This is a genomic window from Amycolatopsis sp. FU40 (assembly GCF_021903635.1).
Classification (GTDB): Bacteria; Actinomycetota; Actinomycetes; order Mycobacteriales; family Pseudonocardiaceae; genus Amycolatopsis; species Amycolatopsis dendrobii.
In genome coordinates this window covers 157,879-182,066 of record NZ_CP091381.1, presented here as the reverse complement: position 1 = coordinate 182,066, position 24,188 = coordinate 157,879, and the positions used below count along the sequence as shown (strand labels likewise).

21 protein-coding genes are annotated in these 24,188 nt (G+C 69.6%); 9 read left to right on the top strand and 12 right to left on the bottom strand.

The window, feature by feature from the left end; genetic code table 11:
* Nucleotides 1-504: 504 nt before the first annotated feature.
* Genes L3Q65_RS02070 through L3Q65_RS02060 form a run of 3 tightly spaced genes read right to left on the bottom strand, consistent with a single transcriptional unit; the run spans nt 505 to nt 3,555 of the window.
* Nucleotides 505-1,506 carry a hypothetical protein gene (locus L3Q65_RS02070; protein ID WP_182890815.1) on the bottom strand — a complete coding sequence of 334 codons (1,002 nt, stop codon included), beginning with the start codon at nt 1,504-1,506 and terminating at the stop codon, nt 505-507.
* Between the two features lie 53 nt (nt 1,507-1,559).
* On the bottom strand, nt 1,560-3,005 hold the full coding sequence (gene hflX, locus L3Q65_RS02065; RefSeq protein ID WP_182890816.1) for a GTPase HflX: 1,446 nt from the start codon (nt 3,003-3,005) through the stop codon (nt 1,560-1,562).
* 43 nt (nt 3,006-3,048) lie between these two features.
* Nucleotides 3,049-3,555, bottom strand: coding sequence for a transcriptional regulator (locus tag L3Q65_RS02060; RefSeq protein WP_182890817.1), 507 nt, complete (start codon nt 3,553-3,555; stop codon nt 3,049-3,051).
* A 58-nt stretch (nt 3,556-3,613) separates the two neighbouring features.
* Between L3Q65_RS02060 and L3Q65_RS02055 the strand changes: the two genes are divergently transcribed.
* Nucleotides 3,614-4,867: an MFS transporter gene (locus tag L3Q65_RS02055; RefSeq protein ID WP_182890818.1), complete on the top strand. Its 1,254-nt coding sequence runs from the start codon at nt 3,614-3,616 to the stop codon at nt 4,865-4,867.
* A gap of 9 nt (nt 4,868-4,876) precedes the next feature.
* The gene (gene valS / locus L3Q65_RS02050; protein ID WP_237598661.1) at nt 4,877-7,378 is read left to right on the top strand and encodes a valine--tRNA ligase; all 2,502 of its coding nucleotides are present in this window, start codon (nt 4,877-4,879) and stop codon (nt 7,376-7,378) included.
* Here valS and dapF read toward each other — a convergent pair whose 3' ends face one another.
* Nucleotides 7,379-8,206, bottom strand: a complete 828-nt coding sequence (dapF, locus tag L3Q65_RS02045; protein WP_182890820.1) for a diaminopimelate epimerase — start codon at nt 8,204-8,206, stop codon at nt 7,379-7,381.
* Between the two features lie 9 nt (nt 8,207-8,215).
* The gene (miaA, locus tag L3Q65_RS02040; RefSeq protein WP_182890821.1) at nt 8,216-9,136 is read right to left on the bottom strand and encodes a tRNA (adenosine(37)-N6)-dimethylallyltransferase MiaA; all 921 of its coding nucleotides are present in this window, start codon (nt 9,134-9,136) and stop codon (nt 8,216-8,218) included.
* 225 nt (nt 9,137-9,361) lie between these two features.
* Here miaA and L3Q65_RS02035 point away from each other — a divergent pair, with 225 nt between their 5' ends.
* Nucleotides 9,362-10,675, top strand: a complete 1,314-nt coding sequence (locus L3Q65_RS02035; RefSeq protein ID WP_182890822.1) for a DUF349 domain-containing protein — start codon at nt 9,362-9,364, stop codon at nt 10,673-10,675.
* Between the two features lie 107 nt (nt 10,676-10,782).
* Here L3Q65_RS02035 and L3Q65_RS02030 read toward each other — a convergent pair whose 3' ends face one another.
* Together L3Q65_RS02030 and miaB are read right to left on the bottom strand one after the other, a co-directional pair.
* On the bottom strand, nt 10,783-11,259 hold the full coding sequence (locus tag L3Q65_RS02030; protein ID WP_182890823.1) for a hypothetical protein: 477 nt from the start codon (nt 11,257-11,259) through the stop codon (nt 10,783-10,785).
* Nucleotides 11,256-12,737, bottom strand: a complete 1,482-nt coding sequence (gene miaB / locus L3Q65_RS02025; protein WP_182890824.1) for a tRNA (N6-isopentenyl adenosine(37)-C2)-methylthiotransferase MiaB — start codon at nt 12,735-12,737, stop codon at nt 11,256-11,258. The genes L3Q65_RS02030 and miaB overlap by 4 nt, the downstream gene beginning before the upstream one ends.
* 245 nt (nt 12,738-12,982) lie before the next feature.
* Here miaB and L3Q65_RS02020 point away from each other — a divergent pair, with 245 nt between their 5' ends.
* Both L3Q65_RS02020 and L3Q65_RS02015 read left to right on the top strand, forming a co-directional pair.
* The gene (locus L3Q65_RS02020; protein ID WP_182890825.1) at nt 12,983-13,693 is read left to right on the top strand and encodes a heparin lyase I family protein; all 711 of its coding nucleotides are present in this window, start codon (nt 12,983-12,985) and stop codon (nt 13,691-13,693) included.
* 19 nt (nt 13,694-13,712) lie between these two features.
* Nucleotides 13,713-14,630, top strand: coding sequence for a TAXI family TRAP transporter solute-binding subunit (locus tag L3Q65_RS02015; RefSeq protein ID WP_182890826.1), 918 nt, complete (start codon nt 13,713-13,715; stop codon nt 14,628-14,630).
* On the opposite strand, the gene L3Q65_RS02010 is transcribed toward L3Q65_RS02015, so the two are convergent.
* Nucleotides 14,627-16,012, bottom strand: a complete 1,386-nt coding sequence (locus tag L3Q65_RS02010; protein ID WP_237598660.1) for a HAMP domain-containing sensor histidine kinase — start codon at nt 16,010-16,012, stop codon at nt 14,627-14,629. The two genes, L3Q65_RS02015 and L3Q65_RS02010, sit on opposite strands and share 4 nt — an antisense overlap.
* Nucleotides 16,013-16,015: 3 nt before the next feature.
* Nucleotides 16,016-16,684, bottom strand: coding sequence for a response regulator transcription factor (locus L3Q65_RS02005; RefSeq protein ID WP_182890828.1), 669 nt, complete (start codon nt 16,682-16,684; stop codon nt 16,016-16,018).
* A gap of 280 nt (nt 16,685-16,964) precedes the next feature.
* On the opposite strand from L3Q65_RS02005, the gene L3Q65_RS02000 reads away from it, so the two are divergent.
* From L3Q65_RS02000 to L3Q65_RS01985, 4 genes are all read left to right on the top strand, one after another.
* Nucleotides 16,965-17,693, top strand: coding sequence for an amino acid ABC transporter ATP-binding protein (locus L3Q65_RS02000; RefSeq protein ID WP_182890927.1), 729 nt, complete (start codon nt 16,965-16,967; stop codon nt 17,691-17,693).
* 129 nt (nt 17,694-17,822) lie between these two features.
* A complete protein-coding gene (locus L3Q65_RS01995; protein WP_182890829.1) occupies nt 17,823-18,728 on the top strand; it encodes a glutamate ABC transporter substrate-binding protein in 906 nt (301 codons plus the stop codon).
* Between the two features lie 84 nt (nt 18,729-18,812).
* Nucleotides 18,813-19,460: an amino acid ABC transporter permease gene (locus L3Q65_RS01990; RefSeq protein ID WP_182890830.1), complete on the top strand. Its 648-nt coding sequence runs from the start codon at nt 18,813-18,815 to the stop codon at nt 19,458-19,460.
* Complete coding sequence (locus L3Q65_RS01985) at nt 19,457-20,350, top strand: amino acid ABC transporter permease (protein WP_182890831.1); 894 nt, start codon at nt 19,457-19,459, stop codon at nt 20,348-20,350. Before L3Q65_RS01990 ends, L3Q65_RS01985 begins: the two co-directional genes overlap by 4 nt.
* Nucleotides 20,351-20,417: 67 nt before the next feature.
* Here the strand turns inward: L3Q65_RS01985 and L3Q65_RS01980 are convergent, their stop codons facing one another.
* The 3 genes from L3Q65_RS01980 to L3Q65_RS01970 form a co-directional block, all read right to left on the bottom strand.
* Nucleotides 20,418-20,759 (bottom strand): VOC family protein, encoded by a 342-nt coding sequence (locus L3Q65_RS01980; RefSeq protein WP_237598659.1) that lies wholly within the window; start codon nt 20,757-20,759, stop codon nt 20,418-20,420.
* Between the two features lie 751 nt (nt 20,760-21,510).
* Nucleotides 21,511-22,263 carry a succinate dehydrogenase/fumarate reductase iron-sulfur subunit gene (locus L3Q65_RS01975; RefSeq protein WP_182890833.1) on the bottom strand — a complete coding sequence of 251 codons (753 nt, stop codon included), beginning with the start codon at nt 22,261-22,263 and terminating at the stop codon, nt 21,511-21,513.
* A complete protein-coding gene (locus L3Q65_RS01970; protein WP_237598658.1) occupies nt 22,260-24,176 on the bottom strand; it encodes a fumarate reductase/succinate dehydrogenase flavoprotein subunit in 1,917 nt (638 codons plus the stop codon). Before L3Q65_RS01970 ends, L3Q65_RS01975 begins: the two co-directional genes overlap by 4 nt.
* Nucleotides 24,177-24,188 lie beyond the last annotated feature (12 nt).

Below are 24,188 nucleotides of genomic sequence, written 5' to 3'. Positions count from 1 at the left end.
GGCTGCGTCAGGCCGGAAGCAGCGGCGCGGCGGGAACGGAGGCAGGCGCGGCTCGTACGAGCGGTGGCACGGCAGGGGCGGTGCCACGGCGGGATCGGTGCGTCAGGAATGGTGCCGCTGTGGGAGCGGAATCGCGCGGCAAGAACAGCGGCGCACAAAGGCGGCGCGGCAAGAGCGGTGCCACGGCAAGAGCGGCGTCGCGGCAGGAATAGCGGCGCGGCAGGAATAGCGGCGCGGCAGGAATAGCGGCGCGGCAGGAATAGCGGCGCGGCAGGAACGCTGCCACGGCAGGAGCGGCAACGCCCGAGCGGCGCGGCAAGAACGACGCCACAACAGGAGTAGTGCGGCAGGAACGCTGCCGAAGCAGAAGCTGCCGCGCGCGAGAGCGGCACCGAGCGCGGGCGGCGCGTCTGGAACGGCGCCGCGGCAAGAACGGCGTACGAGGAACCGCGCTGTGGCGGGAACGGCACCTCGGCTGTAGCGGCGCGAAAGTGCGGCAGCGAGTCAGGAACGGCGGCGTTTCCTGGCGAGCAAGAACCACGCACCGAGAACAACCACCGCGGCAACGGCGGCAGCGGGAACGAGCGGGAAACCGCCTGACTCCTGCTCCGCTGGCTGAGGAGTAGCGGCACCACCTGGCTTTGGTGCAGGTGCTTGCGGAGTGACCAGAGAGGTCGCGTTCTTGATCGCCCGCACCGGTTCGCCGACGCCTTCGCTCGCGGACAACAACGTGCCGTCCGGCTCGAAAGCAATCGCTTCGCCCTGCTTTTCATTCGGCAACGGGATCCGGACAGGTTCGCGTTGCAGAGCCGCCGCGACATCGCCGTCTGGGGCCGCGTATAAATACGCGTCCGTGTAGGTCCGCAGCGCGATGACTTTCCCGTCCGCGCTGGTCGCGCCTCCGGTGATCAGTGCCGAACCGAACGAGCCCACCGGGCCGCCCGGTGTGTCGGTGCTGTGGACGCGCAGAGTGCCGACCTGCTTCAGCTTCGTCGGGCCGGGAGCTGCCAGCGGGCCCGAGGGCTGGTAGACCTTGGAAGTGCCCAGCAGGTCTTTGGTCACCAGGAACGGCGTGCCGGACTGGTCAAGAACCAGGGCTTCGGTGTCGTGCGGACCGTCCGGGTAGGTCAGGCGATGCACGACGGCCGCGCCGCCGGCTGGTTTCAGTTCCAGCAGGGCGACCGTTTCCCGCTTGGCGCGGTTGTCGCCGGTGTCGGAAAGCCACAGGGTGCCGTCTTTGCCGCGGGCCAGATCTTCCACGTCATACGGGTCCGTGGAATCCGTCAGGACGTCCGTCACCTGGCATTTCCGATCCAGGACGAAGACCTGCACCTTGGTGCCGCCGTCGTTGATCGCGTACCAATGCTCGCCGTCGGAGGCCAGGCCGGACAGCTCGTTGAGGCGCTTGTCCTTGACCTGGCAAAGAGGCTCAGGGGCCGGAGCCGCCGCTGCCGGGACAGCTCCCGCGAGCATCAGGACAGCCGTCAGTGCCAGGACGACCCGCACCAGTTCACCTCCGTAGTGCACGGCCCGCTCGGGCCGTGCACTACGGAAGACGTTCAGAGCGCCGAGGCGTTGGTCTCGAACGCCCGCAGAGCCGCGGCGAGGTCCGGCCGGACCCGCACCTGCAAGCGCGTGCCGTCGGCGACGTGCTCTTCTTCCAGCACCTCGCCCTCCGCGTGCGCCCGGGACACGAGCTCGCCCCGCGAATACGGGACCAGCACGTCGATCACCGTTTCCGCGCGCGGCAGCCGTTCGGCCAGCACCTCGGCCAGGTCGGCCACGCCCGAGCCGGTGCGCGCGGAGATCTGCACCGAACCGGGCAGCGCGTGGCGCAGCCGGGCCAGGGTGACGTCGTCGGCCGCGTCGGCCTTGTTGATCACCAGCAGCTCCGGCGGGAGCGGCTCCTTGCGGCTGCGGGTGATCTCGGCGAGCACCTCGCGCACCGCGTTGACCTGGTCCTCCGGAGCCGCGTCCGAACCGTCCACGACGTGCACGAGCAGATCGGCGTCGGCCGCCTCTTCCAGCGTCGAGCGGAACGCGTCCACCAGCTGGTGCGGCAGGTGCCGCACGAACCCGACGGTGTCGGTGAGCGTGAACGTGCGCCCGTCGGCCGTCTGCGCCCGGCGCGTGGTCGGGTCGAGGGTGGCGAACAGCGCGTCCTCCACCAGCACCCCGGCCCCGGTCAAGGCGTTGAGCAGGCTCGACTTGCCGGCGTTGGTGTAGCCGACGATCGCCACGCTCGGCACCTCGTTGGCCACGCGCTTGCCGCGTTTGGTTTCGCGGATGGTGTCCATCGCGGCGATCTCCCGGCGCAGCTTCGCCACGCGCTTGCTGATCCGCCGCCGGTCCGTCTCCAGCTTCGTTTCACCAGGCCCGCGCAGGCCCACGCCGCCGTTCGCACCGCCCGCGCGGCCGCCGGCCTGCCGGGACAGCGCCGAGCCCCACCCGCGCAGCCGCGGGACGAGGTACTGCAGCTGGGCCAGCTCTACCTGCGCCTTGCCCTCCTTGGAACGGGCGTGCTGGGCGAAGATGTCGAGGATCAGGGCGGTCCGGTCGATCACCTTGACCTTGACCTTCTCCTCCAGCTGGCGCAGCTGGCCTGGCGAGAGCTCGCCGTCGCAGATCACCGTGTCGGCGCCGGTGGCCACGACCACGTCGCGGAGCTCGCGGACCTTGCCGGACCCGACATACGTCGCCGGATCGGGCTTCTGCCGCCGCTGGACGAGGCCTTCGAGCACCTCCGAGCCCGCCGTCTCGGCCAGTCGCGCCAGTTCGGCCAGCGACGCCTCGGACTGCTGGGCGGTGCCTTCAGTCCACACGCCGACCAGCACGACGCGCTCCAGCCGAAGCTGCCGGTACTCGACCTCGGTGATGTCCTCGAGCTCGGTGGAGAGGCCCGCGACCCGGCGCAGCGACGCGCGGTCCTCGAGCTCCATCTCCCCGACCGAGGGGTCGTAGGGGTCGTTGTCGTCGTAAAAGTCTTCGTGTGTCTGTTCTGTCATCGTGCCTCCATGGTCCCACGTTTCCGCGCGGGAGCCGAGTGGATTACCTGCTGGGATAGATCGAGACGTACACGGCGGTGCGTTCCGAGGCCGGATCGCGCGGCCTGGCCTTGAATTCTTCGAGCAGTCCGTAGAGCCGCTCCTTGAACTCCGCGACGTCCTCGGCGCCCACCTGGACCACGAGCCGGGTCGTCTCCGTCTCCGCCAGGTCGGCCTCGGCCATTTCGGCCAGGTACGCCTCGAGCATGGCCTCGTTGACCGCGATCGCGTCGGCGTCCGCGTTGTCCAGCTGCCAGGAAAGCCCGGTGGACAGGTACGGGATCTCCTTCGCCCCGCGCGCGCCCCGGCGCGGTTCCTGCGGAACGAGAAAACCGGTGTCCACCAGCCGCCGCACGTGGTGCAGCGTCGTCGCCGGGTCGCGGCCGAGCCGGGCTGCCAGCTCCTTGTTCGTCATCGCCTCGAAAGAGGTCAACCGGATGATGCGCAGCCGTATTCCGGACGCGAGCGCGGCCGCCTCGGCTTCGGTGGAGGGTCGTCGTTTCCGCGGCACGCGAGCAGCCTAGACAAAGTGATTGACACTTTCCAATCACTCGGCAACACTCGATCGGGTGCGTCGCGACTCACTCTTCTTCCACGCCGATTTCCGCAGGCTGTGGGCCGGGGACACGGCGAGCCAGCTGGGGATGTTCGTCGGGGTCACGGCCATTCCGCTGCTCGCCGCCGTCACGCTGGCCGCCACCCCGTTCGAGATGGGCCTGCTGACCATGGCCGAGACGCTCGGCTTCCTGGTCCTCGGCCTGCCCGCGGGCGTGTGGGTGGACCGGATGCGCAAACGGCCGCTCATGCTCGCCGCCGACCTGGTCCGCGGAGTGCTGCTGCTCAGCGTCCCGTTCGCCTGGTGGGCGGGCGTGCTCACCATGGCCCAGGTCCTGGTGGTCGTGCTGTTCGTCGGTTTCGCGACGGTCTTCTTCGACGTCTCCTACCAGGCGTATCTGCCCGCGCTGGTCGGCCGCGAGAAGCTGCTGGAGGGCAACGCGAAGCTGCAGGGCGTGCAGTCGTCGGCGCAGATCGCCGGGCCGAGCCTCGCCGGCGTGCTCGTGCAGTTCATCGGCGCGGCCAGCACGGTCCTGGTCACCGGGCTCGGCTACCTCACGTCCGCGCTGTGCCTGTGGCGCATCCGCACCGTCGAAACCCTCCCCGAACGCGCCGGGCACGACCGGCTGGTGCCGCAGATGCTCGAAGGCCTGCGGTTCGTCGCCGCCGACCGGCCGCTGCGCGCGATCGTCGCCTGCACCGCCACGTCGAACTTCTTCGGCGGAGTGGTCCAGGCCGTCCAGGTGCTGTTCCTCACCCGCACGGCCGGGCTGAAACCGGCCGAGATCGGCGGCCTGCTCGCGGTGAGCGGCATCGGCGGCATCGCGGCCGCGCTGTGCGCCGGTCCGATCATCCGGAAGATCGGGCAGGCCCGGTCGATCTGGCTGGTCCCGGTGCTGTTCTGGCCGGGCGAGATCCTGGTCCTGTTCGCCGCGCCGGACTGGCGGATCGTGCCGGCCGGGTTCGGGATGGCCGCGTTCGGGTTCGGCGTGATCCTCTACAACATCGCGCAGGTCTCCTACCGCCAGGCGATCACCCCGGACCGGCTGCTGGGCCGGATGAACGCGAGCGTCCGGTTCGTCGTCTGGGGAGCGCTGCCGCTGGGCGGGCTGCTGGGCGGCGGGCTCGGCGAGTGGCTAGGGCTCGCCGGCGCGCTGTGGATCGGGACCGCCGGGCCGATCGCGGGCGCGCTGTGGGTGATCTGCTCGCCGCTGCGGCGCATGCGGGATCTGCCGACGGGCGGGGAAATCGCTGTATCCGCCCCGTAAGGTGCGGGCATGGACGAGAAGATCCCGCACAAAGTCGGCGTCGACGGCCTGACCGCCAAATGGGTACCGGTGTGGGAACGCGAAGGCGTATACCGGTTCGACCGGACCCGCCAGGACGTCTACTCGATCGACACGCCGCCGCTGACCGCGAGCGGTTCGCTGCACATCGGGCACGTCTTCTCCTACACGCACACCGACGTTCTCGCGCGCTACCAACGGATGCGCGGGCGTTCGGTCTTCTACCCGGTCGGCTGGGACGACAACGGACTGCCCACCGAACGCCGGGTGCAGAACCATTTCGGCGTGCGCTGCGAGCCGTCGCTGCCCTACGACCCGTCTTTCACCCCGCCGGACAAGCCCGGCAAGAACGCGATTCCGGTGTCCCGGCGCAATTTCGTGGAACTGTGCCGTCAGCTGACCGAAACCGACGAGCAGGTCTTCGAGGAGGTCTGGCGGAGCATCGGGCTTTCGGTCGACTGGACGCTGGCGTACCAGACGATCGACCCGGCGACCACGGAGATCTCGCAGCGCGCGTTCCTGCGCAACCTCGCGCGCGGCGAGGCGTACCAATCCGAAGCCCCGACGCTGTGGGACGTCACCTTCCGCACCGCTGTCGCCCAGGCCGAACTGGAAGACCGCGAACGACCAGGCGCGTATCACGACCTCGTGTTCACCGCCGAAGACGGCGCGGAAGTGCTGATCTCCACGACCCGGCCCGAATTGCTGCCCGCGTGCGTCGCGCTCGTCGCGCATCCGGATGACGAGCGCTACCAAGGCATTTTCGGCAAGACCGTGCGCACGCCGGTGTTCGGCGTCGAGGTGCCGGTGCACGCCCACCATCTCGCGGATCCGGAGAAGGGCACCGGCATCGCGATGGTGTGCACCTTCGGCGACACGACCGACGTCACCTGGTGGCGCGCGTTGCAGCTCGAGACGCGGCCGGTGCTGGGGCGCGACGGCCGGTTCCGCGCCGAACCGCCGCAGGGCGTCCCGGCGGACACCTACGAGCCTCTCGCGGGCAAGACTGTCCACACTGGACGTCAGATCCTCGTGGAGCTCCTGCGGGAGGCGGGCGCGCTGCGCGGCGAGCCGAGGCCGATCACGCATCCGGTGAAGTTCTACGAAAAGGGCGACAAGCCACTGGAAATCGTCACCAGCCGCCAGTGGTACCTGCGCAACGGCGGCCGCGACGACGCCCTGCGCGCGAAACTGCTGGAGCGCGGCGAGGAGCTGAACTGGGTCCCGCCGCACATGCGGGTCCGCTACCGCAGCTGGGTCGAGGGCCTGACCAGCGACTGGCTGGTGAGCCGCCAGCGGTTCTTCGGCGTGCCGATCCCGGTCTGGTATCCGCTGGACGCCCATGGCGAGCCGGACCACGACGCGGTGCTGACGCCCGGGGACGCCAGCCTGCCGGTGGACCCGAGCACCGACGTGCCGCCGGGCTACGCCGAGGAGCAGCGCGGCGTGCCGGGCGGGTTCGTCGCCGAGGCGGACGTGATGGACACCTGGGCGACGTCCTCGCTGACGCCGCAGATCGCCGGTCGCTGGAGCATCGACGACGACCTGTTCCGCCGTGTGTTCCCGTACTCGCTGCGGCCGCAGGCGCACGAGATCATCCGCACCTGGCTGTTCTCCACCGCGGTCCGCGCCGAACTGGAGGAAGGCGTGCTGCCGTGGCGGGACGCGGTGATCTCCGGCTGGGTGCTCGACCCCGACCGCAAGAAGATGTCGAAGTCGGTCGGCAACGTCGTCACGCCGGCTGATCTGCTGGAGCGGCACGGTTCCGACGCGGTGCGCTACTGGGCGGCGAGCGCGCGCCCGGGCGTGGACACGGCGGTCGACGAAGGCCAGATGAAGGTCGGGCGACGGCTGGCGACGAAGCTGTTGAACGTGAGCCGGTTCGTCCTCGGCCTCGGGATCCCCAAGCCGGCATCGGTCGCCACGCAGCCGCTGGACCGGTCTGTGCTCGCCGCGCTGGCGCAGGTGATCGAGGAAGCGACAGCCGCGTTCGAGGCTCTCGACCAGGCGCGCGCGATGCAGGTGACCGAGACGTTCTTCTGGACGTTCTGCGACGACTACGTGGAGCTGGTGAAGGGCCGCGCGTACGGCGATCTCGGCGCGGAGGCAGCCGAATCGGCGCAGGTGGCACTGCGGACGGTGCTGTCGGCGTTGGTGCGGATGTTCGCGCCGGTGCTGCCGTTCGCCACCGAAGAGATCTGGTCGTGGTGGCAGGAAGGTTCGGTGCACCAGGCGTCCTGGCCGACCGCGCCCGACGTCGACGGTGACGTCGCATTGCTGCCGCTGGCCGGTTCCGTGATCGCCGCGGTGCGCCGGGCCAAGTCCGACGCGAAGGTGTCGATGCGGACCTCTGTAGAGACGCTGTCGGTCACCGCTCCGGCGGACTTGCTCGAAGGTTTCGCCGGAATCGCCGAGGACGTGCGCGTCGCCGGAGTGGTGAACACCGTGGCCACCCAGGAGGGCGAACTCTCGGTGGCGGTGACGATCAGCTGATCAAGCGCCCGCGGCGAGCCACCAGGCTTCGTCCAGCTCGCCGCGGGCCACGATCTCGGCCGGTCCGGACAGCGTCGATTCGCCGCGCCCGATCGTGACCGACACCTGCCCGCCCGGAATGTCCACTGTGGACTCGCCGGTGTCCTTGCCCGCGAGGTGCAGCGAAGCGGCCACCGCGGCGACCGTGCCGGTGCCGCAGGCGCGCGTCTCCCCCACGCCGCGCTCGTGGACGCGCATCCGCAGCGCGCCCTCGCCGAGCACGTTCACGAACTCCAGGTTGACCCCGGCGGGGAAGAAATCGTGGTCGAAATCGGGCTGGTCGCGCAGGTCGAGCCCGGCGATGTCGGTGTCGGTGACCGACACCAGGTGCGGGTTGCCGACGTTCACCGCGACCCCGGAGAACGGCTGCCCGGCCACCACGGTGACCGACGTGCCGGTGATCGCCGCCGGACCCATCTGCACGGTGACCGAACGGTCCGGGTGCACGACGACCGGCCGGTCGCCCGCGCGGGTGCCGATGACGAACTCGCCCTCCTCGGCCAGCCCGGCGTCGACCAGGTAGCGCGCGAAAACGCGGGTGCCGTTGCCGCACATTTCGGCGATCGAGCCGTCGGCGTTGCGGTAGTCCATGAACCACTCGCCCGCGGATTCTTGGCCGATCGCCTTCGCCCGGACGACGCGCAGCACGCCGTCCGCGCCGATGCCCCGCTGCCGGTCGCACAGCGCCGCCACGCGCTCCGCCGTGAGGTCCAGGCGGCCGGCCGCGTCAGGCAGCAGCACAAAGTCGTTCTGCGTGCCGTGGCCCTTGAGGAATTCGATGCCGCCCATGCGTCCAGGCTACTGGTCGAGCACGGCGAGGACCCGCGCGGCCAGGTCCGCCGATCCGCCGTCGAACCACTGGATCCGCTTGTCCCGGCGGAACCACGAACGCTGCCGCCGCACGAACCGCCGAGTGGCCTGCGCGGTCGCCGCGGCAGCCGCCGCGAAGTCGCCTTCGCCGTCCAGTTCGGCCAGCACCTGCTGGTAGCCGAGCGCTCGCGAAGCGGTCTTCCCGTCCCGCAAACCGCGGCCGAGCAGCTCGCGCACCTCGTCCACGAGACCGGCCTCGAACATCCGCTCCACCCGCAGGTCGACGCGCTCGTCCAGTTCGGCGATCTCGCGGTCGACCCCGATCAGCACGGCGTCCCAGCGCGCCGGACCCGGTTTCGGCAGGTTCGCGGAGAACGGCTCGCCGGTGATCTCGATGACCTCCAGCGCACGCACGATGCGGCGGGTGTTCGTGGGCAGGATCGCCGCCGCCGCGACCGGGTCGCGCTCCCCCAGGCGGGTGTAGAGCGCGGCGGTGCCGAGTTCGGCGGCCTCTTCGTCGAGCCGCGCGCGCACCGCGGGGTCGGTGCCGGGGAAATGGAGGTCGTCCAGCACCGCCTGCACGTACAGCCCGGAACCGCCGGTCAGCACCGGAACCCGGCCCTCGGCGAGAATCCGCTCGATCGTGCCGCGGGCATCACGCTGATAGGCGGCGACCGACGCGGTCTCGGTCACGTCGAGTACGTCCAGCAGGTGGTGCGGGACCCCTCGGCGTTCCTCCTCGGTCGCTTTGGCGGTGCCGATGTCCATGCCCCGGTAGAGCTGGAGCGCGTCGGCGTTCACCACCTCGCCGTCCAGCGCCAGCGCGAGCTCGACGGCCAGTGCCGTCTTCCCGGTGGCGGTAGGGCCGACGACGGCCACCGGACGGGGCCGTTGAGCTGGGCTGATCACGCTGAGAAACGCTACCCGGCCGGGTCGGGACGCGGGCACGGAGCGTCAAGGAGAAGTAGGATCAACGCTTTCAGGCGGCTCATCCAGTACCACGGCGCGCGCTGAGCTGCTTGAATGCCGCTGGGGCCCCATGCCCCCGGCAGAGCACGACAACAGCGTAACCCGGCCCCGCTCACGCGGCGGGGCGCCCGCAGCCGCGGGCGTACAGGCGATAAGGAGCCTGCGATGGCCCAGGAGAACACGTCCCCCGGCACCCCGGCACCGCACCCGGTGCCGCACGCGCAGGGCGCCGGCCATGCCGCGCCTCCGGTGCCGCCCGCCGAACCCGCCCCCGCCACCTGGGGCCGGGTCGACGCGGAAGGCACCGTTTACGTCTTCACCGCCGACGGCGAACGCGAGGTCGGGGTCTGGCAGGCCGGCACGCCCGAGGAAGGCCTGCTGCACTACGCACGCCGCTTCGACGACGTGCGCACTGAGGTCGAACTGCTCGAAACGCGGCTGAACTCCGGAGCGGGCGACCCGAAGCACGCCCTCTCGAGCGCCACCCAGATTCGCGACGGGCTCGGCGAGGCGGCCGTGGTCGGCGATCTGAAAGCGCTCGCCGCGCGGCTCGAGTTCGTGATCGGGCTGGCGGAGAAGGCGCTGGTCAACGTCAAGCACGAGCGGGAGGAAGCCCGGGCCGCGGCCGTGGCGCGCAAGCAGGCGCTGGCCGACGAGGCGGAGAAGATCGCCGCCGAGTCCACCCAGTGGAAGGCAGCGGGCGACCGGCTGCGCGCGATCCTCGACGAGTGGAAGACGGTCAAGGGCGTCGACCGCAAAACCGACGACGAACTGTGGAAGCGCTTCTCGAAGGCGCGCGAGGCGTTCAACCGCCGCCGCGGCTCGCACTTCGCCGAACTGGACAAGCAGCGGGCGAGCGCGAAGCAGCGCAAGGAAGAGCTGATCGCCGAGGCCGAAGCGCTGTCCGACTCGGATGACTGGGGCGCCACCGCGGGCCGGTACAAGGACCTGATGGCCGAGTGGAAGGCTGCCGGGCGCGCGCCGAAGGACAGTGACGAGGCCCTGTGGCAGCGGTTCCGCGCGGCGCAGGACGCGTTCTTCGCCCGCCGCTCGGCGGTGTTCTCCGAGCGCGACGCGGAGTTCGCCGGCAACGCCCAGCGCAAGGAAGAACTGCTGGTCGAGGCCGAGAAGATCGACGTGGCGGCCAACCTCGACGCGGCCAAGTCGGCGCTGCGCCGGATCCAGGAGCAGTGGGACGAGATCGGCAAGGTCCCGCGCGAGCGCATCCGCGAACTGGACGGACGGCTCAAGGCGGTGCAGGACGCGGTGAAGTCGGCCGAGGACAGCCGCTGGCGCCGCACCGACCCGGAGGCGCAGGCGCGTGCCGCGCAGTTCCGGGAGCGCGTCGAGCAGTTCGAATCGCAGGCCGCGAAGGCCCGCGCCGCCGGGGACGAGCGGCGGGCCAAGAAGGCGGACGAGCAGGCCGCGCAGTGGCGGGAATGGATGGAGGCCGCGGAAGCCGCGGTCGCCGACCGCTGAGCTAGCTCAAGCGAAAGGGCCGGTACCGCTCGGTACCGGCCCTTTTTCAAGTCCCCGGGGGAATCAGAGTCCGTGAGGGTCCCCTCACCGCCCTTTGCCGGAAGCGGTCAGTTGCGCGAAAAAGCCGTCCGCATCCAGAGCGTCGCCAGGATGATCGTCGCGATCCACGCCACGATCATGCCGATGCCCGGACCGTCGCCGGACGCTCCGCTGGCGTGCGCGGACTGCTGCGACCAGATCGCCAGCAGGCCGTCGACCGAGGCGAACCAGCCGCCCGCGGCGCAGCACCACGCGACCCACCAGCGGCGCGACACGAGCGCGACCGCGCCGATGAACACGCCGACCCCGGTGGACGTCACGGCGAACAGCTGCGGGACCCCGCCCGCCTGGCCGGCCAGCGTCTCCCAGCCCGCGCGGCCCTGGGCCCACGGCAGGATCTGGGCCACCAGCAGCACGAACATCAGCACCGAGATGGTGAACCCGCGCCTGCCCAGCTCCACCGTGCGCGCGACGCGGCGGCCCGCGTCGTCGATCTCCTCGCTCAGCCTGCGGTCGACCTCGGCCGGCGTTCCCGGTTCGCTCATCCTGCACACCCACTCACCGGGGCCGGCTGCGCCGCCGGGGCTCCGAAGCCCGGCAGTCCCAGGGTGACCCCGCTCGTCTTGGGCCGAAGACCGGCTTCGGCGTTGTCGCCCGCTCGCGTGCGGCGATGCGTCAGAAGGTCTCCGTCGGCGACGAGGTGATGCGGCGCGCCGTAGCTGATCACCGTCTCCACGACGTCGCCCGGCCGGACCGAGCGGTCGACGGCCGAACCGGTCGGCGTGAAGTGCACCAGCCGTCCGTCTCGGGCCCGCCCGCTCATCCGGTGCGTCTCCGCGTCCTTGCGCCCCTCGCCCGCGGCGACCAGCAGCTCGACCCGGCGGCCGACCAGCTTGCGGTTCTCTTCCCAGGAGATCTCGTTCTGCAGCTCGACCAGCCGGTCGTAGCGCTCCTGCACGACCTCCTTCGGCAGCTGCTCCGCCATTTCGGCGGCGGGCGTGCCGGGGCGCTTCGAGTACTGGAAGGTGAACGCGCTGGAGAACCGCGCGGCGCGGACGACGTCGAGCGTCGCCTGGAAGTCTTCCTCGGTCTCGCCGGGGAACCCGACGATGATGTCGGTGGTGATGGCGGCGTCCGGCATCTTGGCGCGCACCTCGTCGAGGATGTTCAGGAACCGCGTCGACCGGTACGACCGGCGCATCTCGCGCAGCACCCGGTCCGAACCGGACTGCAGCGGCATGTGCAGCTGGTGGCAGACGTTCGGGGTCTCGGCCATCGCGTCGATCACGTCCGAGGTGAACGCGGCCGGGTGCGGCGAGGTGAACCGCACGCGCTCCAGCCCGTCGATCCCGCCGGTCGCGCGCAGCAGCTTGCCGAACGCGAGCCGGTCCCCGAATTCGACGCCGTAGGAGTTCACGTTCTGGCCCAGCAGGGTCACCTCGAGCACGCCCTCGGCGACCAGCGCCTCGACCTCGGCCAGGATCTCGCCGGGACGGCGGTCGCGCTCCTTGCCGCGCAGCGACGGCACGATGCAGAACGTGCAGGTGTTGTTGCAGCCGACCGAAACCGACACCCAGCTCGCGTAGGACGATTCGCGGCGCGCGGGCAGCGTGGACGGGAACGTCTCGAGCGATTCGAGGATTTCGACCTCGGCCTCGGCGTTGTGCCGCGCACGCTCCAGCAGCGCCGGCAGCGAACCGATGTTGTGCGTCCCGAAGACGACGTCGACCCACGGCGCGCGCTTGACGATGTCGCCGCGGTCCTTCTGCGCGAGGCACCCGCCGACGGCGATCTGCATGTCCGGATTGGCGACCTTGTCCGGGCGGAGGTGCCCGAGGGTGCCGTAGAGCTTGTTGTCCGCGTTCTCCCGCACGGCGCAGGTGTTGAACACGACCAGATCCGGCTTCGCCTGCCCGGGAGCGGGGACGTAGCCGGCTTCCTCGAGCTGCCCGGCGAGCCGTTCGGAGTCGTGCACGTTCATCTGGCAGCCGAACGTGCGGATCTGGTACGTTTTCGCGTTCATCGCCGTCCAGACTAAACCCCGCGGCCGAGGGCGGACCCGGCACCCGCCCGGCGGACGCAATGCGGCGGTATCCGCGACGCGCCTCGCCGAGCATTCCGCTAATCGGGAAATGTGCCGTTGACCGGGAACGAAAATGCACCGGACCGGATGTCGCCGAACAATTTTCGCTATTGTTTTCCGCGCCCGCCCGAAGATAAGATCACCGCCATTGTTCCGAATCGGACCGCCGCCGCTATGGAGGAAAAGTGCGCAAGGTTTTCGCCTGCTCCGCGGCCGCTGTCGCGAGCACGCTCGTCGTCGCCGCGCTGGCGGCCGCCCCGGTCGCCGCGGAACCGGTTCCGCAATCGGTCACCTGGTCGGCCGACCCCGCCGACGGCGTCGGCGCGTTCAACTCGATCCAGTGCGCCGACGGCCACTTCAAGACCGCCGACTCCGTGAAGGGCAAGGTGTGGGTCGCCGAGCAGCTCGCCAAGGAGGAGCGCTGCGAGGCGGTCGGCCCGGATCTCGCCGCGGGCAAGACCTTCTACCTCGGCTGGTCGTCGAAGTACCGCATCACCGACTCGACCAGCCGGTACGTGTTCCAGCTGAAATGCAGCCCGAGCACCGGCACCGCGAACCATCCGATCGTCCTCAAGATCTCCGGCGGCCAGCTCCAGCTGGAGGAGTGGACGACCGACCACACCAGCGTCAAGCTCTGGAACGCGCCGGTCTCGAACGACCAGTGGCACGACATCGCGTTCCGCATCTCCACCGACCGGACCGAGGGCACGATCCAGTTCTGGTTCGACGGCAAGCGCCAGACGTTCTTCGACGGATCGACCACCTACACCGGCACCACGATCGACGGGGACCGGAACTACCTGAAGTGGGGCGTCTACCACCAGGCCGACGAGACGGCGACGCAGTGGCTCAGCAAGATCCGCATGGGCGACAGCCTGGCCGACGTCACCGGCTGACCTCTGGCACCATCGCTGCATGCGATGGAGGCTGACGGCGGCGCTGGCAGTGCTCATGGTGCTGCTGAGCGGGTGCGGGCCGAGCTTCGCGAACCTGCACCTGCGCGTCGCGGCCGGGTCGGCGGGCGGTGTCTACCACGATCTGGCCGGGCCGCTGGCGTCGGCGTGGGCGGGCGAACTCGGGATCGAGACGCCCGAGGTGCTCGCCACCCAGGGGTCGCGGGACAACCTCAACCGAGTGCTCTCCGGGGGCGCGGACGTCGCGTTCGTCGCCGCGGACCTGGCCGCGGACGCGGCGGCCGCGCACCCCGGCAAGCTCGCCGCGCTGGCCCGCATCCACGACGACTACCTGCACATCGTCGTCCGCAAGGACTCGCCCTACACCGCGGTGTCCATGCTGCGCGGCCACCACATCGCGGTCGGCTCTCCCGAGTCGGGCGTCGAGTACATCGCCGACCGGGTGCTGAAGGTCGCCGGGCTGAAAGGCGCGGTCACGGTCAACCAGCTGAGCCTGGAGGATTCGCTCTCCGCGCTCGAGAACCGCAAGGTCGACGCGATGTTCTGGTCCGGCGGGCTGCCGACGCCGCTCATCACCGAGTACAACCGCAAGGTCGGGCTGCGGCTGCTCGACATGTCCAATCTGATGCCGGGCATGCAGCGGTTCAGCCCGGTGTACGGCACCGCGACCATCCCGGGCAGCACGTACGACCAGCCCGGCCCGGTCACGACGCTCGTGGTGCCGAACTTCCTGGTCGTGCCCACCTCGATGTCCGCCGACGTCGCCGAAGCGCTCACGAAGGGCCTGTACGACGCCCGGCCGCAGCTCGCGGCGGTCAACCGGGCGGCGTTGTCGATCGACGTGCACCCGGGCATCGAAACCGGGCCGCTGCCGTTGCATCCCGGCGCGCTGGCGTACTACCGCGCGGAGAAGGTCTAGCGCTCGAGCGGGAAGTCCATCGCGATCCGCAGCCCGCCGCCGTCGGGCAGGGACAGCTGGAGCTCGCCGCCGGAATGCCGGACGATCTCGGTCACGATCGCCAGCCCCAGCCCCGATCCGGGCACGTTCTGGTGTGCCGTGCTCCGCCAGAACCGGTCGGCCGCCCGCTCCAGTTCGTCCTCTCGCAGCCCGGGCCCGTGGTCGCGGACCGAAACCGTCACGCGGTCTCCGGCGACGCTCGCGGCCACCTCGACCGAAGTGCCGGAGGGGCTGAACTTGAGCGCGTTGTCCAGCAACGCGTCGAGCACGACCTCCAGCCCGCGCGGCGGCACGAGAACGCGCGCGCCGTTGACGTTCACCGCGCTCTCCAATGAGACCTCGCGAGTCGCTCCGACCACCGACCAGTCGGCGACGCGATCGGCGATCACCTCGGCGAGGTCTTCGGAAACCAGCTCGCCGCCAGCGGACTCCGCACGGGCCATGGACAGCAGCTCGTCGAGGATCTGGTTCAGCCGCTTGGCGTCCACCTGCGCGGCTTCGAGATCGGCCGCCGCGGCTTCGTCGGTGACCTGGCCGTCGAGATTGCCCAGCCGGATCTTCAACGCCGTCAACGGATTGCGCAGCTGATGCGAAGCGTCGGCGACGAACGCACGCTGCGCGGCCAGCGCTTCCGACACACTCGCCGCCATCCGGTCGAACGACCGGCCCAGCTGCCGCAGCTCCGGCGGACCGCCGCTCTCCCCCACCGGTTCCGCCTCGCGGCCGCTGACCACGGACGCGACCAGCGCGCCCGTCGCCTCGTCCAGCCGCCGGACCGGGCGCAGCGTCCAGCGCACCACCGGCAGCGCGACGAGCAGCGCGAGCCCGAACGCGACCAGCGCGCACGCGGCCAGCAGCAGCCACTGCCACAGCAGCTGGGTGCGGACGTGATCGGTCGCCGACTCCGTCACCACCGCGCCGCGCACCTCGCCGTCGATGAGGATCGGCTCGGCCAGCACCAGCGGCTTGCTCGCCCACGGCATCAGCAAAGGCCCGGCTTCGGGCGGACGGGCGGCCAGCGCCTCGTTCACCGGCACCCGGATCGCGGTCCGGTCGACGGCGCCGCCCACCGAGCTCAGCACCGGATCGCCGTCCTGGTTCACCACGACCACTTTCACGCCGTACACCTCGGTGTACCGGCGCAGCTTCGGTTCCAGCAGCCCGAGCTGGTTGTCGAGCAGCGGCCGCTGGGCGAGCGAGGCGAACCGCGAGGTGTCGGTGAGCCGGTCGAGGAAGAGCTTCTGCTGGAGGCTGCTCGCGATGCTGAGCGCGAGCGGGATGCCGAGCCCGAACACGAGCAGCGCGACGAGCGTGACGACGATGCCCTGCAGCCGGACGCGCATCGGTCAGTCCCGCCGGCTGCCCAGCCGGTAGCCGACGCCGCGCACTGTCTCGATCAGCGCCGGACGGCCGAGCTTCGTGCGCAGGGTGGCGACGTGTACGTCCAGCGAACGGCTCTCCGCCGCGCCGCGGTGCCCCCACACCTCGTTCAGCACCTGTTCGCGCGAGCACACCGCGCCGCCCGCCGCCGCGACCAGCGCGAGCACCTGGAACTCCTTGCGGGACAACGCGATCGGCTCGCCCGCGACCAGCACCTCGTACCGGGCGAGGTCGATCCGGACGTCGCCGACCTCCACCACCGGCACGGACGGCGCGGGCCGTTCGACGCGCCGCCGCCGCACCGCTTCGACACGCGCGAGCAGTTCCTCCACGTCGTACGGCTTGACCAGGTAGTCGTCGGCGCCGGCGCGCAGCCCGTGCACCCGGTCGTTCACCTCGCCGCGCGCGGACACGACGATCACCGCCACGTCGCTGACCGCGCGGATCTGGCGGCACAGCACCACGCCGTCGACGTCGGGAAGCCCCAGGTCGAGGAGGATCACGTCGACGTCGTGGACCCGGTCGAGCACACCTGCCCCGGACGGCAGCCGCTGCATGGTGAGCCCGCGGCGGACCAGCGCGGGCACGAGCGCCCCGGCGACCCGGTCGTCGTCTTCCACCAGCAGCACGCGCACGCTTGCTCCTCCCCGGTGATCCAGACCACGGTAGCCGGACTCTAGGGCACCGCGGCACGCGGACACGGTGCGTGGCGGCCGCCACAGTCCCGACTAGGCTGAACGCCGCCACGACGGCCGCATCCGATACGTAGTTGAAACCCTAAGTATTGCTCAAGCCGTCTTTACAAGAGATGTCCCGGTAGTAGGTTTCCGCAAGCGTTGCGGAACCCCGGTTCCGCGGACGCCGCTGACCAACGGAGCTCTGGAGGCCACGATGACCACCGAGGTGGCGACGCCGATGATCAAGGCGGCCGCCGTGAACAAGTACTTCGGCGAGCTGCACGTGCTGCGCGAGATCACGCTCGAGGTGCCGCGCGGCCAGGTCGTCGTCGTGCTCGGGCCGTCCGGGTCGGGCAAGTCGACGCTGTGCCGCGCGATCAACCGGCTCGAGCCGATCAACTCCGGCGAGATCGCCGTCGACGGCGTGCCGCTGCCCGCCGAGGGCAAGGCGCTCGCCGCGCTGCGCGCCGACGTCGGGATGGTCTTCCAGCAGTTCAACCTGTTCGCGCACAAGACGATCCTCGAGAACGTCATGCTCGCGCCGGTGAAGGTGCGCAAGACCGCGCAGGCCGAGGCTCGCAAGACCGCGATGGAACTGCTCGAGCGCGTCGGCATCGCGAACCAGGCCGACAAGTACCCGGCCCAGCTGTCCGGCGGCCAGCAGCAGCGCGTCGCGATCGCCCGCGCGCTCGCGATGAAGCCCAAGGTGATGCTGTTCGACGAGCCGACCTCGGCGCTGGACCCGGAAATGGTCCAGGAGGTGCTGGACGTGATGACCGGGCTGGCGAAGGACGGCATGACCATGCTCGTGGTCACGCACGAGATGGGCTTCGCCCGCCGCGCCGCCGACCGCGTCATCTTCATGGCCGACGGCGAGATCGTCGAGGACACGACGCCGGAGGAGTTCTTCACCAAGCCGAAGTCCGACCGCGCGAAGGACTTCCTCGGCAAGATCCTGACCCACTGACCCGTTCGGGGGAATCCCCCGGCGCCCCGCGGCCGAGGTGGCTGTAATCGGCCGTGTCCACCGGCGCTACCCCGACCGGTACCGACGTTCCCGGACAGATTTTCCCGGACAGATATTGGAGAGACTGACATGAGGATCCGCACCCTCGCGGCCGCTCTGCTCGCCGGCGGGCTGCTGCTCACCGCCTGCGGCAAGGAAGGCACCCCGGCCGGTTCCGGCGGGGACGCCAACAGCAACGCCGCGGCGCTGCCGACCTACGAAGTGGCGAAGGACGTCAAGCTCGACGGCTCGCCGATCTTCAAGAAGATCCAGTCCGCGGGCTCGATCACCATCGGCGTCAAGGACGACCAGCCCGAGCTGGGCCAGAAGGACCCGAAGACCGGCAAGTTCCAGGGCTTCGACATCGAGATCGCCCGGATGGTCGCGGCGGGCCTCGGCATCAGCGAGGACAAGATCAAGTACACGACGGTCGACTCGGGTGCCCGCGAGCAGGCCATCTCCAACGGCCAGGTCGACCTCTACGTCGGCACCTACACCATCAACGACAAGCGCAAGAAGCTCGTGTCGTTCGCCGGCCCGTACTTCCAGGCCGGGCAGGACCTGCTGGTCCGCAAGGACGACACCTCGATCACCGGCCCGGAGACGCTGAAGGGCAAGAAGGTCTGCTCGGTCACCGGGTCGACCCCGATCCAGCGCGTGCGCGAGCAGAAGCTGACCGACCAGATCGTCGAGTTCCAGAAGTACTCGCAGTGCGTGGAGAAGCTGACCACGAAGGACGTCGACGCGGTCACCACCGACGACGCGATCCTCAAGGGCTACGCGGCGCAGGACCCGGACAGCTTCAAGGTCGTCGGCAAGCCGTTCTCGAAGGAGCCCTACGGCATCGGCCTGAACAAGGACGACAAGGTGCTGCGCGACAAGATCGACGACCTGCTGCAGGCCGCCGAGACCAACGGCACCTGGAAGAAGATCTACGACGCCACCCTCGGCAAGTCCGGCGCGCCCGCGACGCCGCCGGCCATCGAGCGGTACTGACCTGATCCGGCGGCCGGTGGGCGAAGCTTTCGCCCACCGGCCGCCGCACACCCACTATCGGCACACGGACGCGGGGAAGGCTCCATGGACGTCCTGCTCGACAATCTGGACCTCTTCGGTCCGTTCTTTCTCACCACGATCGAACTGTTCCTGATCGCGGGGGCGTGCAGCCTGGTGCTGGGCACGATCCTCGCGATGCTGCGGGTGAGCCCGGTCCCGGTGCTGCGCGCGATCGGCACGACGTACGTGACCGTCCTGCGCAACACGCCGCTGACGCTGGTGTTCGCGTTCCTCGTGTTCGCCTACCCGCTGCTCGACATCGTCAAGATCGACTACTTCCCGACCGCCGCGGTGGCGCTGACGATCTACACGTCCGCGTTCATCTGCGAGGTCGTGCGCTCGGGCATCAACACGGTGCCGCTCGGCCAGGCCGAGGCGGGCCGCGCGCTGGGCCTGTCGTCCGGGCAGATCCTCGGCGGCATCGTCCTCCCGCAGGCGCTGCGGTCGGTCGTCCCGCCGCTCGTCAGCATGCTCATCGCGCTGCTGAAGAACACGACGATCGCCAGCGGGTTCTCGGTCGCCGAGGCCGGCGCGATCCGGCAGTACGTGTCCGAACGCGGCGACAACCAGATGATCGCGCTGCTGTGGGTGGCACTCGGCTTCATCATCCTCGTAGCGGTGCTGTCGCTGGTGCAGCGCAGCCTGGAGAAGCGCTGGAGCGTGGCCCGATGAGCACGGTTCTGTTCGACACCCCGGGCCCGAAAGCGCGGGCGCGGCACCGGATCTACGCGGTGCTGGGCATCCTCGTGGTGGCAGCGCTGATCGCGTTCATCGTCTACCGCTTCGTCGACAGCGGCCAGTTCGCCGGGCGCAAATGGGAGTGGCTGCAGTACTCCCAGGTGCAGAGCGACCTCGCGAACGCCGTCCTGGCGACCGTGAAGGCCTTCGCGCTGGGCGCGGTGCTGGCCATCGTGTTCGGCGCGGTGTTCGCCGCCGGACGGCTGTCCGACCACGCGTGGGTGCGCGGGATCTGCACGTTCGTCGTGGAATTCTTCCGCGCGATCCCGCTGCTGATCCTGATGTTCCTGTTCTACTACGGCCTCCCGACCCTCGGCATCGACACGTCGCCGCTGTTCGCGGTGGTGCTCGGCCTGACGCTGTACAACGGCTCGGTGCTGGCGGAGGTGTTCCGCGCGGGTATCCAGTCCCTGCCGAAGGGCCAGAGCGAAGCCGCGTACGCGCTCGGCATGCGCAAGACCCAGGTGATGTTCACGGTCCTGCTGCCGCAGGCGCTGCGCGCGATGCTGCCGACGATCATCAGCCAGCTGGTCGTGCTGCTCAAGGACACCGCGCTCGGCTTCCTCGTGACGTACCCGGAGCTGCTGTACTACGCCCGCTACATCGGCAGCCAGGGCGCCTTCGGCCGCCCGATCGTCCCGTCGACCCTCGTGGCGGCCGCGATCTACATCGCGATGTGCCTGCTGCTGACCGCGCTCGCGACTTACCTGGAGCGACGCAACCGGCGCAGCAAGAAGCACATCGACACGGACGCCGGCATCGAGCAGGCGGGGCTCTCCGCTGCCGCGAGCAGCAACGTGCTCGGGGGCGCTGGACCTGCCTGACGGTTCGTTCCGTTCTCGCCTGAAGCCCCTGGCGCTGCTTCCCTTGCAGCGCCAGGGGCTTCTTGTTTTAGCCGTGTGCTGGCGGGTGCCGCGGCTGGTACAGGGGCAGCACGCTGCCGCTGGGGAGGCGGATCGACACACGTGTGCCCCATGCCGCCGTGGTCGCCTCACCGTCCGCTTCGGCTCCCTTCTCGGTCAGCTGCCGGACTGTTTCGTCCAGGTTGTCGCACATCAGGTAGAGCTCTTGCTGCGGCGCTCCTTCTGTCGGATGCACGGCTAGTTCCGCTGGGGGCAAACGGAAGATGAGCCAGCCTTCGCCCGCGTCGATGTGGCCTAGCAGGCCCTTGAGGAACTCTCGGTCCGCTGCCGGGTCTTTGCTGTAGAGGATGACGTGCGCGCCGGTGATCATCGTTCCTGTCCTCTCGAGAAGTCCTTTGCGGGCAACGGAAATCGACCTTCCGGCGGTCGAGCCGATCGAGTGATGCCGTCCGGTAGCCGGTCCTGCTAACGTTGATTTCGTTGAAGTAAGTACATCGCATGTGATGTGAGCCCGCGAGCGTTCTCGTTGCGGCCGTCGCGATTCCCTTTTCTCTCCCAGTGCGTTGGCCAGCGCACTGGTCGGTGCGGCCTCGCTCTGCGCGCGGTGAGATCACGCTGCCCGGATAAGGGAATCGCGGCGTCCGCGCGGACGACAGCTGCCGGGATCGGTGCATCGACCTGCCGTCAGGACCAGGCTCATCAACCAAGAAGGGACCGCTTATTGCCCAACCACAACTGAATACGCCCGCAGCGCACGCGCGCAGAGGCTCTCGCGCGAGAACTCAGCCCCCGCAATCCGCGGGTAAGCTGGCCCGCGGTCGGCAAGAGCACGGAGCCGCCGTCTCCGAGCAAACGAGCCCGCCGTAGGCGACACCGCAGGCCCACATCGCGCGAACGAGCAAGCCCGCCGTCAGCAAGTGCACGGGACCGCCGTCGGCGAAAGAGCAAGCCTGTGCCACGGACAAGCAGACCTGCTGCCCGCAGACGACCGACCCGCCTCATGCGGACAAGCAGGCCCGCCGTCCGCAACCAGACAGGCCTGCCTCCCGCGATTGGGACACGCCCGCGGCCTCACACCACCGGGCCCGCACCGGCGAACCCAGCCACCTCGGCGGCGGACGTCACCGATTGCGCCGGAACAACTTGTCTCCCAGCCAGACAATCGGGTCGTACTTGCGGTCGGCGACGCGTTCCTTCATCGGGATCAGCGCGTTGTCGGTGATGTGGATGCCTTCCGGGCACACCTCGGTGCAGCATTTGGTGATGTTGCAGAATCCGAGCCCGTGCTCGTCCTGTGCGGCGTCGCGGCGGTCGGCGACGTCCAGCGGATGCATCTCCAGTTCGGCGATCCGCATGAGGTAACGAGGTCCGGCGAAGCTCTCCTTGTTCTCCTCGTGGTCGCGCACGACGTGGCAGGTGTTCTGGCACAGGTAGCACTCGATGCACTTGCGGAATTCCTGCGAGCGCTCGACGTCCACCTGCTGCATCCGGTACTCGCCGGGCTTCAGCCCCTCCGGCGGGGTGAAGGACGGGATCTCGCGTGCCTTCGTGTAGTTGAACGACACGTCGGTGACGAGGTCGCGGATCACCGGGAAGGTGCGCATCGGCGTGACCGTCACGACCTCGGCCTCGGTGAACGTCGACATGCGCGTCATGCACAACAGCCGCGGTTTGCCGTTGATCTCCGCCGAGCAGGAGCCGCATTTGCCTGCTTTGCAGTTCCAGCGCACCGCGAGATCCGCGGCCTGGGTGGCCTGCAGCCGGTGGATGATGTCGAGCACGACCTCGCCCTCGTTCACCTCCACGGTGAAGTCCTGCAAGTCGCCGCCGGTCGCGTCGCCTCGCCACACGCGGAACTTCGCCTGGTAGCTCACGCGGTCCTCCCGGGGTGGGTCTCCAGCTCGCCGTCGGTGAAGTACTTGCCCAGCTCGTCGAGTTCGAACAGTTCGAGCAGGTCGGGCCGCATCGGCACCTGTTCCTTCACGGTCACGTCGACGTCCGGCACGAGCGGGTTGTCGCCCGGCTGCGCGGCGCAGACAAGCAGCCGGTGCCGCCATTCCGCGTCCATGGACGGATAGTCGTCACGGGTGTGGCCACCGCGGCTTTCAGTGCGGGTCAGCGCCGCGCGGGCGACGCATTCGCTCACCAGCAGCATGTTCCGCAGGTCGAGCGCGAGGTGCCAGCCGGGGTTGAACTGCCGGTGGCCCTCCACCGTGACCTGCCCGACCCGCTGCCGGATGTTCGCGAGTTTTTCCAGCGCCTGGCGGATTTCCCCGGCCTTGCGGATGATGCCGACAAGATCGTTCATCGACTGCTGCAGCTCGGTGTGCAGCGTGTACGGATTCTCCGGCGTGCCGTCCGCGGGCGGGTTGAACGGTTCGAGCGCCATCGCGGCCGCGGCGTCCACATCGGACTGCGAAACCGCGGGCCGGTCCTTGAGGCCGTCCACATAGGACGCCGCGCCCAACCCGGCTCGCCTGCCGAACACGAGCAGGTCGGACAGCGAGTTGCCGCCGAGCCGGTTCGAGCCGTGCATGCCGCCGGAGCACTCGCCCGCGGCGAACAGGCCGGGGACGCTCGCCGCGCCGGTGTCCGGGTCGACCTCCACGCCGCCCATCACGTAGTGGCAGGTGGGGCCGACCTCCATGGCTTCCTTGGTGATGTCGACGTCGGCGAGTTCCTTGAACTGGTGGTACATCGACGGCAGCCGCCGCTGGATCTCCTCGGCGGGCAACCGGCTCGCGATGTCGAGGAACACGCCGCCGTGCGGGGATCCGCGCCCCTCCTTGACCTCGGAGTTGATCGCCCGCGCCACCTCGTCGCGCGGCAGCAGGTCCGGCGTGCGGCGGTTGTTCTCCTGGTCGGCGTACCAGCGGTCGGCCTCGCTCTCGCTGTCCGCGTACTGGCCCTTGAACACCTCGGGCACGTACTCGAACATGAATCGCTTGTCCTCGGAGTTCTTGAGCACCCCGCCGTCGCCGCGCACGCCCTCGGTGACGAGGATGCCCTTGACGCTCGGCGGCCAGACCATCCCGGTCGGGTGGAACTGCACGAACTCCATGTTGATCAGCTTCGCGCCGGCACGGAGGGCCAGCGCGTGCCCGTCGCCGGTGTACTCCCACGAATTCGACGTCACCTTGAACGATTTGCCGATGCCGCCCGTCGCGAGCACCACCGCGGGCACCTCGAACAGCACGAACCGGCCGCTCTCGCGCCAGTAGCCGAACGCGCCGGCGATCGCGCCGTTGTCCAGCAGCAGTTCGGTGACCGTGCACTCGGCGAAGACCTTGATCCGCGCCTCGTAGTCGCCGTACTTCTTGAAGTCTTCCTGTTGCAGCGAAACGATCTTCTGCTGCATAGTGCGAATGAGCTCGAGCCCGGTCCGGTCGCCGACGTGCGCGAGCCGCGGATACGTGTGCCCGCCGAAGTTGCGCTGGCTGATCCGCCCGTCCGCGGTGCGGTCGAAGAGCGCGCCGTACGTCTCCAGTTCCCAGACGCGGTCCGGCGCTTCCCGAGCGTGCAGCTCGGCCATCCGCCAGTTGTTGAGGAATTTCCCGCCGCGCATGGTGTCGCGGAAGTGCACCTGCCAGTTGTCGTTCGAGTTGGCGTTGCCCATCGACGCCGCGCAGCCGCCCTCGGCCATCACCGTGTGCGCTTTGCCGAAAAGGGATTTGCACACCACCGCGACGCTGAAACCGCGTTCGCGCGCTTCGATCACCGCGCGCAGACCGGCGCCGCCGGCACCGATCACCACCACGTCGTAGCTGTGCCGTTCGACCTCGGTCATGGAATAAGCCAC